This is a genomic window from Staphylococcus sp. HMSC34G04, assembly GCF_001838765.1.
Lineage (GTDB): Bacteria > Bacillota > Bacilli > Staphylococcales > Staphylococcaceae > Staphylococcus > Staphylococcus epidermidis.
In genome coordinates this window covers 260613-276653 of the sequence record NZ_KV838739.1, presented here as the reverse complement: position 1 = coordinate 276653, position 16041 = coordinate 260613, and the positions used below count along the sequence as shown (strand labels likewise).

Below are 16041 nucleotides of genomic sequence, written 5' to 3'. Positions count from 1 at the left end.
GCTCAAACATTGATAAATGCACAATCTAACCCTGAAATGAGCCGTGACGTAGTAAATCAAAAAACACAAGCAGTAGATACTGCCCATCAGAATTTAAACGGACAACAAAAGTTAGAACAAGCACGAAATAGTGCTAATACAGAAATCAATGACTTACCAAACTTAACTAATGATCAAAAAGCTAAAGAAAAGGAACTGGTAAATAGTAAACAAACTCGTACGGAAGTACAAGAACAACTTAATCAAGCTAAGGCGCTAGATGGTTCTATGGGCACTTTAAAATCACTCGTTGCTAAGCAGCCTGAAGTACAAAGAACAAGCAACTATAATAACGAGGATCAACCTGAACAATCTGCATACAATGATGCCATTACAATGGGACAAACTATAATTAATAAAACAGCTGATCCAGTACTTGATAAAACTTTAGTTGATAACGCAGTTAGTAACATTTCAACCAAAGAGAATGCACTACATGGTGAACAAAAATTAGCAACTGCTAAAACGGAAGCAATTAATGCACTTAATACATTAGCTGATTTAAACACTCCTCAGAAAGAGTCTATTAAAACAGCTATTAACACTGCTCATACAAGAACTGATATAACTGCAGAGCAAAGTAAAGCAAATCAAGTAAATAGTGCAATGCACACGTTGAGACAAAACATTTCTGACAACGAATCAGTAACAAACGAAAGTAAGTATATTAACGCTGAACCCGAAAAACAACATACGTTTACTGAGGCTCTAAATAATGCTAAAGAAATTGTTAATGAACAACAAGCCACTCTTGATGCCAATTTAATTAATCAGAAAGCACAAGCGATTCTCACTACTAAGAATGCTTTAGACGGTGAAGATCAATTACGTCGTGCTAAAGAAAATGCCAATCAAGAAATCAATACGTTAAATCAATTGACTGATGCACAAAGAAACAGTGAAAAAGGTTTAGTCAATAGTTCTCAAACTAGAACAGAAGTTGCTTCTCAATTAGCAAAAGTTAAAGAACTAAATAAGGTGATGGAGCAACTGAACAATCTCATCAACGGTAAAAACCAAATGATAAATAGCAGTAAATTTATCAATGAAGATGCGAATCAACAACAAGCATATACGAATGCGATTGCTACTGCAGAAGCACTTAAGAACAATTCTCAAAATCCTGAATTAGATAAAGCTAACATTGAACAAGCAATTAATAATATTAACTCTGCAATTAACAATCTAAACGGTGAAGCCAAACTGACTAAAGCTAAAGAAGATGCTGTTGCTTCAATAAATAGCCTAAGCGGATTAACTAATGAGCAAAAAGCTAAAGAAAATCAAGCTGTTAATGATGCAGAAACAAGAGATCAAGTTGCTAATAAATTACGTGATGCTGAAGCATTAGATCAATCAATGCAAACATTACGTGACTTAGTTAACAATCAAAATGCAATCCATTCAACAAGTAATTATTTTAACGAGGATTCAACTCAAAAGAATACTTATGATAATGCAATTGATAATGGCTCGACATATATAACTGGTCAACACAATCCAGAATTAAATAAATCTACTATTGATCAAACGATTAGCCAAATTAACACAGCTAAAAATGATTTACATGGTGCAGAAAAGTTACAAAGAGATAAGGGCACTGCTAACCAAGAAATTGGACAATTAGCATATTTAAATAATCCACAAAGATCTGGTGAAGAAGCATTAGTTAACGGTTCAAATACACGTTCTGAAGTAGAAGAGCATCTTAATGAAGCTAAAGCATTAAATAATGCTATGAAGCAATTAAGAGATAAAGTAGCTGAAAAGACTAATGTCAAACAAAGTAGCGATTACATTAATGATTCAACTGAACATCAACGTGTGTATGATCAGGCACTTCAAGAAGCAGAAAATATTATTAATGAAAATGCTAATCCAACATTAAATAAATCGAAAATTGAACAAAAGTTACAACAATTGACTGACGCTCAAAATGCGTTACAAGGTTCACATCTTTTAGAAAATGCTAAAAATAATGCTATTTCTGAAATCAACAAACTCACAGCATTAAATGATGCACAACGTCAAAAAGCAATTGAAAATGTTCAAGCACAGCAGACAATCCCAGAAGTTAATCAACAATTAACTTCGGATAGAAAAATAAATACTGCAATGCAAGCTTTACGAGATAAAATAGGCCAACAAAATAACGTTCATCAACAAAGTAATTATTTCAATGAAGATGAACAACCAAAACATAACTATGATAATGCTGTACAAGCCGGTCAAAGAATTATTGATAAATCTCAAGATCCAATCATGAGCAAAAATGAAATTGAACAAGCAACAAATCAAATCATTACGACTCAAACAGCACTAAATGGTGAAAACAAATTACACACTGATCAAGAAAGCACAAATAGACAAATAGAAGGTTTATCTAGTTTGAACCAAGCTCAAATTAATGCTGAAAAAGGTTTAGTAAACCAATCAACTACTAGAACAGAAGTTGCTCAAAAGTTAGCTGTAGCCAAAGAATTAAATTCTGCTATGAGTAATTTAAGAGATGGCATTCAAAATAAAGAGGACATCAAACGTAGCAGTGCATATATCAACGCAGATCCAGCTAAAGTTACAGCTTACGATCAAGCGCTACAGAACGCAGAAAATATCATCAATGCCACACCAAACGTAGAGCTTAATAAAGCTACAATTGAACAAGCGTTAACTCATGTCCAACAAGCTCAGCAAGATCTTGATGGCGTTCAACAATTAGCAAACTCAAAACATCAAGCAACTCAAAATGTAGACGGACTATCTAGCTTAAATGACGGTCAAAAGCGTGAATTAAATCTATTAATCAATTCAGCTAATACCCGTACAAAAGTACAAGAAGAATTAAACAAAGCAACTGAATTGAACCATGCGATGGAAGCTTTAAGAAACAGTGTTCAAAACGTTGGTCAAGTAAAACAAAGTAGCAATTATGTTAATGAAGATCAACCTGAACAGCACAATTATGATAATGCTGTCAATGAAGCTCAAGCTACAATCAACAACAATGCTCAACCTGTTCTAGACAAATCAGCTATAGAACGTTTAACTCAAACTGTTAACACTACAAAAGATGCATTACATGGTGCTCAAAAACTGACACAAGACCAACAAGCTGCTGAAACTGTAATACGTGGTTTAACGAGTCTCAATGAACCTCAGAAAAATGCTGAAGTAGCTAAAGTAACTGCAGCAACAACACGTAATGAAGTGAGTAATATTCGTCAAGAAGCAACAACATTAGATACTGCAATGCATGGTTTACGTGAAAGCATTAAAGATAAAAACGATACTAAAAATAGTAGTAAATATATCAATGAGGATCATGACGAACAACAAGCTTATGACAATGCTGTAAATATTGCTCAACACGTTATCGATGAAACTCAAGCAACGTTAAGCTCAGATACAATCAATCAATTAGCAAATGCCGTAACTCAAGCTAAATCTAATCTTCATGGAGATACTAAACTACAACACGATAAAGATAGTGCTAAACAAACGATTGCTCAATTACAGAATTTGAATTCAGCTCAAAAACATATGGAAGATTCTTTAATTGATAATGAATCTACACGTACGCAAGTCCAACACGATTTAACAGAAGCTCAAGCTTTAGATGGATTAATGAGTGCCTTAAAAGAGAGTATTAAAAATAATGCTAATATTGTTTCAAACGGTAATTACATCAATGCGGAACCATCTAAAAAACAAGCATATAATGACGCTGTACAAAATGCTCAAAATATAATAAACGGAACAAATCAACCAACTATTAATAAAAGTAATGTCAATACAGCAACGCAAGCCGTTAACAATACAAAAGATGCTTTAGATGGTGATCATAGATTAGAGGAAGCTAAAAATAATGCTAATCAAACAATCACAAATCTATCTAATTTGAACAATGCCCAAAAAGATGCAGAGAAAAATCTAGTTAATAGCGCATCAACATTAGAACAAGTTCAACAAAACTTACAAACCGCTCAACAATTAGACAATGCTATGGGTGAGTTACGACATAGTATTGCTAACAAAGATCAAGTGAAATCAGATAGTAAATATCTAAATGAAGACCCACAAATTAAGCAAAACTATGATGATGCAGTTCAACGTGCTGAAGGTCTTATTAACGCAACTCAAAATCCTGAATTACTTAAAGCAAACATTGACCAAGCAACTCAATCAGTTCAAAATGCAGAACAAGCTTTACATGGTGCTGAAAAATTAAATCAAGACAAACAAACGTCTTCGACTGAACTAGATGGATTAACAGATTTAACAGATGCACAACGTGAAAAACTTAGAGAACAAATTAATAGTTCAAATAGTAGAGATGATATCAAACAAAAAATTGAGCAAGCAAAAGCACTAAATGACGCAATGAAACAACTTAAAGAACAAGTTGCGCAAAAAGATGGTGTTCATGCTAACAGTGATTATACAAATGAAGATTCTGCACAAAAAGATGCGTACAATCATGCACTTAAACAAGCGGAAGACATTATTAATAACAGCTCAAATCCTAACTTAAATGCGCAAGACATTACTAATGCTTTAAATAATATTAAACAAGCACAAGATAATCTTCATGGAGCACAAAAATTACAGCAAGACAAAAATACAACTAATCAAGCGATCGGTAACTTAAATCATCTTAATCAACCTCAAAAAGATGCGCTTATACAAGCTATTAATGGAGCTACATCTAGGGACCAAGTTGCTGAAAAACTTAAAGAGGCCCAAGCGCTTGATGAAGCTATGAAACAACTTGAAGACCAAGTGAATCAAGATGATCAAATTTCAAATAGCAGCCCATTCATAAATGAAGACTCAGACAAACAAAAAATTTATAATGATAAAATCCAGGCTGCAAAAGATATAATTAATCAAACATCTAATCCAACCTTAGATAAACAAAAAATTGCTGATACACTCCAAAATATTAAAGATGCAGTGAATAATTTACACGGTGATCAAAAATTAGCTCAATCTAAACAAGACGCTAATAATCAATTAAATCGTTTAGATGACTTAACCGAAGAACAAAAGAACCATTTTAAACCGTTAATTAATAATGCTGATACTCGTGATGAAGTAAATAAACAACTAGAGATTGCTAAACAATTAAATGGTGATATGAGTACACTTCGTAAAGTCATAAATGATAAAGATCAAATTCAACATTTAAGCAATTACATTAATGCTGATAATGATAAAAAACAAAATTATGATAATGCTATTAAAGAAGCTGAGGATTTAATTCATAATCATCCAGATACATTAGATCATAAAGCATTACAAGATTTATTAAACAAGATAGACCAAGCGCATAACGAGTTAAATGGAGAATCTAGATTTAAACAGGCATTAGACAATGCTCTAAACGACGTAGATGGCTTAAATAGTCTCAATGTTCCACAACGTCAAACTGTTAAGGATAACATTAACCATGTGACAACTCTAGAAAGTTTAGCTCAAGAATTGCAAAAAGCAAAAGAGCTTAATGATGCTATGAAAGCAATGAGAGATAGCATTATGAATCAAGAGCAAATTCGTAAAAATAGCAATTATACTAATGAAGACTTAGCTCAACAAAATGCCTATAATCATGCAGTTGAAAATATAAATAGCATTATTGGTGAAGACAATGCGACGATGGATCCTCAAATAATCAAAAAAGCAACTCAAGATTTAAATACAGCTATAAATGGATTAAATGGAGATCAAAAACTTCAAGATGCAAAGACAGATGCTAATCAACAAATTACTAACTTTACTGGTTTAACTGAACCACAAAAACAAGCATTGAAAAACATCATTAACCAACAAACAAGTAGACCAAATGTTGCTAAACAGTTAAGTTATGCCAAATTCTTAAATGGAAAAATGGAAGAATTAAAAGCTGCAGTTGCCAAAGCGCCATTAGTAAGACAAAATAGTAACTATATTAACGAAGATGCCTCTGAAAAAGAAGCATATGAACAAGCTATTGCAAAGGGTCAGGAAATAATTAATGCTGAAAATAATCCAACAATAAGTAGTACTGATATCAATCGTATCATTCAAGAAATTAATGTCGCTGAACAAAATCTTCATGGCGAAAATAAATTAAGACAAGCACAGGAAACTGCAAAGAATGAAATACAAAATTTAGACGGATTAAATTCAGCTCAAATAACAAAATTAATCCAAGATATAGATAGAACAATAACTAAACCTGCAGTAACTCAGAAACTAGAAGAAGCAAAAGCTATAAACCAAGCTATGCAACAACTTAAACAAAGTATAGCCAATAAGGATGCTACTCTAAATTCTAGTAACTATCTCAATGAAGATTCTGAGAAAAAGTTAGCTTACGATAATGCTGTAAGCCAAGCTGAACAACTCATAAATCAACTTAACGACCCAACTATGGATATAAGTAATATTCAAGCTATTACTGAAAAAGTCATTCAAGCAAAAGATTCATTGCACGGTGCAAATAAACTAGCACAAAATCAAGCAGATTCAAATTCAATAATAAATCAATCATCAAACTTAAATGATAAACAAAAGCAAGCATTAAATGACTTAATTAATCATGCTCAAACTAAACAACAAGTGGCAGAAATTATTGCACAAGCTAATAAGTTAAATAATGATATGGGCACACTGAAAACATTCGTAGAAGAACAGTCAAAAGTTCATCAGCAAAGTAAATATATTAATGAAGATCCACAAGTTCAAAATATTTATAATGACTCCATTCAAAAAGGACAAGAAATATTAAACGGTACTACGGATGATGTTTTAAACAACAATAAAATAGCAGATGCCATTCAAAACATTCAATTAACTAAAAACGATTTACATGGTGAGCAAAAATTACAAAAAGCACAACAAGATGCAAATAATGAATTAAACTATTTAACAAACCTAAACAATTCTCAAAGACAAAGTGAGCATGATGAGATTAACTCTGCGCCTTCAAGAACTGAAGTTTCTAATGATTTAAATCATGCTAAAGCACTTAATGAAGTTATGCGTCAACTTGAGAATGAAGTTGCTCTTGAAAACAGTGTTAAAAAATTAAGCGACTTTATCAATGAAGATGAATCGGCACAAAATGAATATAGTACTGCACTTCAAAAAGCTAAAGACATTATCAATGGCGTTCCAACTAGCACTATAGATAAAGCTACAATTGAAGGTGCTTTATTAGACTTGCAAAACGCTAGAGAAAGTTTACATGGTGAGCAAAAACTTCAAGAGGCTAAAAATCAAGCTGTTGCTGAAATTGATCATTTACAAGCATTAAATCCTGGACAGGTTCTTGCTGAAAAAACATTAGTTAACCAAGCATCAACCAAACCAGAAGTTCAAGAAGCCTTACAAAAAGCAAAAGAACTTAATGAAGCTATGAAAGCACTGAAAACTGAAATAGATAAAAAAGAACAAATCAAGGCTGATAGTAAATATATAAATGCTGATAGTGGTCTTCAAGCAAATTACAATTCTGCATTAAATTATGGTTCTCAAATTATTACAACTACTCAACCACCAGAGCTTAATAAAGATGTAATAAATCGAGCAACTCAAACGATTAAAAATGCTGAAAATAATTTAAATGGGCAATCTAAATTAGCAGAGGCTAAGTCAGATGGAAATCAAAGCATCGACCATTTGCAAGGATTAACACAATCACAAAAAGATAAACAACATGATTTAATTAATCAAGCTCAAACTAAACAGCATGTAGATGATATAGTAAATAACTCTAAACAGTTAGATAACTCTATGAATCAACTACAACAAATTGTTAACAATGACAATACAGTAAAACAAAATAGTGATTTCATTAATGAAGATTCTAGCCAACAGGATGCTTATAATCATGCAATTCAAGCAGCAAAAGATTTGATAAATGCTCATCCTCCTATCATGGATAAAAATCAAATAGATCAAGCTATTGCAAATATTAAACAAGCACTTAATGATTTACATGGTAGTAATAAACTATTAGAAGATAAAAAAGAAGCTTCAGAACAACTACAAAATCTGAATAGCTTGACGAACGGGCAAAAAGATACGATTTTAGATCATATTTTCAGTGCATCAACAAGAAATCAAGTAGGAGAAAAAATTGCAAGTGCTAAACAATTAAATAATATAATGAAAGCACTTAGAGATTCTATTGCTGATAATATTGATGTTTTACAAAGTAGTAAGTACATCAATGAAGATTCTGAACAGCAAAATGTTTATAATCAAGCTGTTAATAAAGCTAAAAATATAATTAATGATCAACCAACACCAGTAATGGCAATTGATGCGATTCAAAGTGTACTAAATGAAGTTAAACAAACTAAAGATAATTTACATGGTGATCAAAAACTTGCTAATGACAAGACAAACGCTCAAGCAACATTAAATGCGTTAAATCACTTAAATCAAGCGCAAAGAAGTAATCTTGAAACTAAAGTTCAAAACTCTAATTCTAGACCAGAAGTACAAAAAGTAGTTCAATTAGCAAATCAACTTAATGAAGCGATGAAAAAATTAGAAGATGCTTTAACTGGTAATGACGCAGTAAAACAAACGAGTAATTATATTAATGAGGATACTTCTCAACAAGTTAACTTTGATGAATATACAGATAGAGGTAAAAACATAGTTGCTGAACAAACAGATCCAAATTTGTCTCCAGCTAATATTAACACTATTGCTGATAAAATTACTGAAGCTAAAAATGATTTACATGGCGAACAAAAACTAGAACAAGCTCAACAACAGTCCATCAATACTATTAATCAAATGGCTGGTCTAAACCAAGCTCAAAAAGAACAATTAAATCAAGAAATTCAACAAACTCATACCCGTTCTGAAGTACATCAAGTAATTCATAAAGCACAAGCTTTAAACGATTCAATGAATACTTTACGTCAAAGTATCACTGATGAAAATAATGTTAAACAAACAAGTAACTACATTAATGAAACTGTTGGTAAACAAACTGCATATAACAATGCCGTTGATCGTGTAAAACAAATAATCAATCAAACATCTAATCCAACTATGAATCCTTTAGAGGTGGAACATGCAGCATCAAATGTAAAAACTTCTAAAGATGCACTTCATGGTGAACGTGAATTGAATGACAATAAAAATTCAAAAACTTTTGCAGTCAATCACTTAGATAACCTCAATCAAGCTCAAAAAGAAGCATTAACTCATGAAATTGAACAAGCAACTATAGTTTCACAAGTAAATAATATCTATAACAAAGCGAAAGCTTTAAATAATGATATGAAAAAACTTAAAGATATCGTTGCTCAACAAGATAATGTGAGACAATCAAACAATTATATAAACGAGGATAGTACACCTCAAAATATGTACAACGATACAGTTAATCATGCACAATCAATCATTGATCAAGTAGCAAACCCTACGATGTCTCATGACGAAATAGAGAATGCAATCAATAATATAAAGCATGCCATCAATGCACTCGATGGAGAACATAAATTACAACAAGCAAAAGAAAATGCAAACTTATTGATTAATAGTTTAAACGATTTAAATGCACCACAAAGAGATGCCATAAATAGATTGGTTAATAAAGCTCAAACAAGAGAAAAAGTAGCTGAACAACTTCAAAGTGCGCAAGCTCTAAATGATGCTATGAAGCATTTAAGAAACAGCATTCAAAATCAATCAACTGTAAGACAAGAGAGCAAATATATTAATGCAAGTGATGATAAAAAAGAGCAATATAATCACGCAGTTAGAGAAGTCGAAAATATTATCAATGAACAACATCCAACACTGGATAAAGAAATAATTAAGCAACTAACGGATGCTGTAAATCAAGCGAATAATGACTTAAATGGCGTTGAATTGTTAGATGCTGATAAGCAAAACGCACATCAATCTATACCTACATTGACGCACTTAAATCAAGCGCAACAAAACGTATTAAATGAGAAAATTAATAGCGCAGTTACCAGAACTGAAGTTGCTGCTATTATTGGCCAAGCAAAACTACTCGATCAAGTCATGGAGAATTTAGAAGAAAGTATCAAAGATAAAGAGCAAGTTAAACAGTCAAGTAACTATATTAACGAAGACCCTGATGTTAAAGAAACATATGATAACGCCGTTAATCATGTGACAGAAATACTTAACGAAACAGTAAATCCAACGTTATCTATTGAAGATATAGAGCATGCTATCAACGAAGTTAATCAAGCGAAAAAACAACTCAGAGGTAAACAAAAACTTTATCAAACTATCGATTTAGCTGATAAAGAATTAAGTAAATTGGATGATTTAACATCACAACAAAGCAGTTCAATATCTAATCAAATATATACTGCTAAAACGAGAACAGAAGTTGCGCAAGCGATTGAAAAAGCAAAATTATTAAATCATGCAATGAAAGCACTTAACAAAGTTTATAAAAATGTAGATAAAGTGTTAGATAGTAGTCGATTCATTAACGAAGATCAACCCGAAAAAGAGGCCTATCAACAAGCTATAAATCATGTTGATTCAATCATTCATAGACAAACAAATCCTGAAATGGATCCAACAGTAATCAATAGCATAACTTATGAACTTGAAACTGCTCAAAATAACTTACATGGTGATCAGAAACTTACTCATGCACAACAAGATGCTGCTAATGCAATTAATGGGCTAATTCATCTTAACGTTGCTCAACGCGATGTCATGATAAATGCGAATACAAATGCTACAACACGCGAACAAGTTGCGAAGAACTTAGATAATGCTCAATCTCTTGATAAAGCTATGGAAGCACTACAACAAGTAGTTGCTCATAAAAATAATATATTGAACGATAGTAAATATTTAAATGAAGATTCAAAATATCAACAACAATACGATCGAGTTATTGCTGATGCTGAACAACTACTTAATCAGACAACAAATCCAACATTAGAACCATATAAGGTCGATATTGTTAAAGATAATGTCTTAGCTAACGAAAAAATACTATTTGGTGCAGAAAAACTATCATATGACAAATCAAATGCAAATGATGAAGTTAAACATATGAATTATCTTAATAATGCACAAAAGCAATCTTTAAAAGATATGATTTCTCACGCAGCTTTAAGAACTGAAGTTAAGCAACTTCTGCAACAAGCTAAAGTCCTAGATGAAGCCATGAAATCACTTGAAGATAAAACTCAAGTAGTGATTACAGATACTACTTTGCCTAATTACACTGAAGCTTCAGAGGATAAAAAGGAAAAAGTAGACCAAACTGTTTCACATGCTCAAGCTATCATTGATAAAATAAATGGCTCAAATGTAAGTTTAGATCAAGTACAACAAGCACTAGAACAATTAACTCAAGCATCAGAAAATCTAAATGGTGATCAGCGAGTTGAAGAATCTAAAGCTCATGCTAATCAAACAATTGACCAATTAACACATCTTAATTCATTACAACAACAAACTGCGAAAGAAAGTGTTAAAAACGCAACAAAACTAGAAGAAATCGCTACTGCTAGTAACAATGCTCAGGCATTAAACAAAGTAATGGGTAAATTAGAACAATTCATTAATCATGCTGATTCAGTTGAAAATAGTGATAATTATAGACAAGCCGACGACGACAAAATTATCGCTTATGATGATGCACTAGAACATGGACAAGATATACAAAAAACTAACGCAACCCAAAATGAAACAAAACAAGCGTTACAACAAATAATAAATGCAGAAACATCGTTAAATGGTTTCGAAAGATTAAATCATGCTAGACCACGAGCTTTAGAATATATCAAATCACTAGAAAAAATAAACAATGCTCAAAAGTCTGCTTTAGAAGATAAAGTAACGCAATCGCATGATTTATTAGAATTAGAACATCTTGTCAACGATGGTACAAACCTCAATGACATTATGGGTGAATTAGCTAAGGCAATCGTTAATAACTATGCTCAAACCAAAGCAAGTATAAATTACATTAACGCCGACAACCTACGCAAAGATAACTTTACACAAGCTATCAACAATGCACGTGATGTGCTTAACAAAACTCAAGGTCAGAACTTAGATTTCAATTCAATTGATACATTTAAAGATGATATATTCAAGACTAAAGATGCACTAAATGGTATTGAACGTTTAACAGCTGCAAAATCAAAAGCAGAAAAACTAATTGATAGTTTAAAATTTATTAATAAAGCTCAATTCACACATGCAAACGATGAAATTATGAATACTAATTCTATTGCACAATTGTCTAGAATCGTGAATCAAGCATTTGATTTAAATGATGCAATGAAATCTTTAAGAGATGCACTTAATAATCAAGCTCTTCCTGTCCAAGCAAGCTCAAATTATATAAATTCAGATGAAGATTTAAAACAACAATTTGACCATGCTTTAAGTAATGCTAGAAAAGTACTTGCAAAAGAAACTGGTAAAAACTTAGATGAAATACAAATTGAGGGACTCAAACAAGTGATTGAGGATACTAAAGATGCTTTAAATGGTATCCAACGTTTATCAAAAGCTAAAGATAAAGCAATTCAATATGTACAATCTTTATCTTATATCAATGATGCACAACGTCATATTGCTGAAAATAATATTCACACCTCTGATGATTTATCATCTTTAGCAAATACATTATCTAATGCTAGTGATTTAGATAATGCAATGAAAGACTTACAAGATACTATAGAAAGTAATTCATCTTCTGTTCCAAATAGTGTGAATTATATTAATGCAGATAAGAATTTACAAATTGAATTTGATGAGGCACTACAACAAGCAAGTGCAACAAGCTCTAAAACTTCAGAAAATCCAGCAACGATTGAAGAAGTATTAGGCCTTAGTCAAGCCATTTACGATACAAAAAATGCATTAAATGGTGAACAACGACTTGCAACTGAGAAAAGCAAAGATCTAAAATTAATAAAAGTATTAAAAGATTTAAATAAAGCGCAACTTGAAGATGTCACAAACAAGGTAAATGCAGCAAATACTTTAACAGAGTTATCTCAGCTCACTCAATCAACGTTAGAATTAAACGATAAAATGAAATTATTGAGAGATCAACTTAAAACTTTAGTAAATCCCGTTAAGGCAAGTTTAAATTATAGAAATGCTGATTATAATTTAAAACGTCAATTTAACAAAGCTTTAAAAGAAGCTAAAGGCGTGTTAAATAAAAATAGCGGTACAAATGTCAATATCAATGACATTCAGCATCTTTTAACACAAATAGATAATGCAAAAGATCAATTAAATGGTGAACAACGTCTAAAAGAACATCAACAAAAATCTGAAGTATATGTTATTAAAGAATTAGATATACTTAATAATGCTCAAAAAGCTGCAATAATTAATCAGATTAGAGCGTCTAAAGACATTAAAATGATTAACCAAATTGTTGATAATGCAATTGAATTAGATGATGCTATGCAAAGTTTAAAAGAACATGTAACTCAATTAACAGCAACTACAAAAGACAACATCGAATATTTAAATGCCGATGAAGACCTAAAATTACAATATGATTACGCTATCAACTTAGCGAATAATGTTCTTGACAAAGAAAACGGTACAAATAAAGACGTTAATATCATAATTGGTATGATTCAAAATATGGATGATGCTAGAGCACTTTTAAATGGAATCGCAAGACTTAAAGATGCTCAAGCAAAAGCACATAATGACATTAAAGAAACGCTTAAACGTCAACTTGATGAAATTGAACATGCTAATGCAACATCAAATTCTAAAGATCAAACTAAACAAATGGTAAATGAGGAAGCTAGAAAAGCACTTTCTAATATTAATGACGCAACATCAAATGATTTAGTTAATCAAGCAAAAGATGAAGGGCAATCTGCAATTGAACACATACATGCAGATGAATTGCCTAAAGCAAAACTAGATGCTAATCAAATGATTGACCAAAAAGTTGAAAATATAAATCACTTAATTAGTCAAAATCCAAACTTATCAAATGAAGAAAAAAATAAACTAATATCTCAAATTAAGAAGTTAGTAAATGAAATTAAGAATGAAATTCATCAAGCTATAAATAAACAACAAATAGAAAATGCTACAACAAAACTAGATGGAATCATTGATACTACTAAAAAATTAATTATCGCCAAAGCAGAAGCTAAACAAGTGATAAAAGAGTTATCACAAAAGAAACGAGATGCAATAAATAACAACACTGATTTAACACCTTCTCAAAAAGCACATGCTTTAGCAGATATTGATAAAACAGAAAAAGATGCACTTCAACATATCGAAAATTCTAATTCAATTGATGATATCAATAACAATAAAGAGCATGCATTTAATACTTTAGCTCATATTGTTATTTGGGATACTGATCAACAACCATTAGTTTTTGAACTACCTGAATTGAGCCTTCAAAATGCTCTAGTAACAAGTGAGGTGGTTGTTCACAGAGATGAAACGATTTCATTAGAAGCTATAATTGGAGCTATGACTTTAACTGATGAACTTAAAGCAAATATTGTTTCATTACCAAAGACTGATAAAGTAGCTGATCACTTAACCGCTATAGTTAAGGTTATGTTAGCTGATGGCTCATATATCACTGTAAATGTTCCAGTGAAAGTTGTAGAAAAAGAATTACAAATAGCTAAAAATGATGCTATAAAAATAATTGATGTTCTGGTAAAACAAAAAATCAAAGATATAGATTCTAATAACGAATTAACGTCTACTCAACGTGAAGATGCAAAAGCTGAAATTGAAAGATTGAAAAAGCAAGCTATCGATAAAGTGAATCATTCAAAATCGATTAAAGATATTGAAACAGTAAAACGAACTGATTTTAAAGAAATAGATCAATTTGATCCTAAACGCTTTACGCTAAATAAAGCTAAAAAGGATATCATTACTGATGTTAATACTCAAATCCAAAATGGTTTCAAAGAAATCGAAGCAATAAAAGGTTTGACTTCTAAAGAAAAAACTCAGTTTGATAAACAGTTAACTGCACTACAAAAAGAATTTTTAGCCAAAGTCGATCATGCTCATAATTTAGTAGAATTAAATCAATTACATCAAGAGTTTAATAATAGATATGAACATATTATAAACAAGGCACATTTACTAGGTGAAAAACATATAGCAGAACATAAATTAGGATATGTTGTAATAAATAAAACTCAGCAAATATTAAATAATCAATCTGCTTCTTACTTAATAAAAAAATGGGCACTTGATAGAATTAAACAAATTCAATTAGAAACGATGAATTCAATTCGTGATGCACATACCGTACAAGATGTAAACAAAGCATTGTTACAAGGTATAGAGCAAATCATGAAAGTAAATGTAAATATTACAAATCAATCTTTCAAGGATTCTTTGCATAACTTTAATGATCTTCAATCAAAATTTGATGCTAGATTAAGAGAAAAGGATGTTGCAAACCATATCGTACAAACTGAAACATTCAAAGAAGTTCTAAAAGGAACGGGTGTTGAACCAGGAAAAAACAATAAAGAGACACAGCAACCAAAACTTCATAAGAATGATAATGATAGCCTATTCAAACATTTAGTTGATAATTTTGGCAAAACTGTAGGTGTTATCACATTAACTGGTTTACTTTCTAGTTTCTGGTTAGTTTTAGCTAAAAGACGTAAAAAAGAAGAAGAAGAAAAACAATCGATAAAAAATCATCGCAAAGACATTCGTCTTTCAGATACTGATAAAATAGATCCAATGGTAATAACTAAGCGTAAAATAGATAAAGAAGAACAAATACAAAACGATGACAAACATTCAATTCCAGTTGCTAAACGTAAGAAATCTAAAGAAAAGCAATTGAAGGAAGAGGATATTCATTCAATCCCCGTCGTTAAACGTAAACTAAACAGTGATAACAATGATACAAAACAGAAGAAAGTTGCTTCTAAAAAGAAGAAAACGCCTCGATCAACTAAAAAAGTTGTAAAAAACAAAAAGCGTTCTAAAAAGTAA

1 protein-coding gene (cut by a window edge) is annotated in these 16041 nt (G+C 31.3%); it reads left to right on the top strand.

Translation table 11 applies throughout. The features are described from left to right. On the top strand, positions 1-16041 hold the 3' portion of the coding sequence (gene ebh, locus HMPREF3241_RS08030) for a hyperosmolarity resistance protein Ebh (RefSeq protein WP_070853583.1). It extends 14409 nt beyond the left edge of the window; only the last 16041 of its 30450 coding nucleotides appear in the window; its start codon lies off the left edge, out of view; its stop codon occupies positions 16039-16041.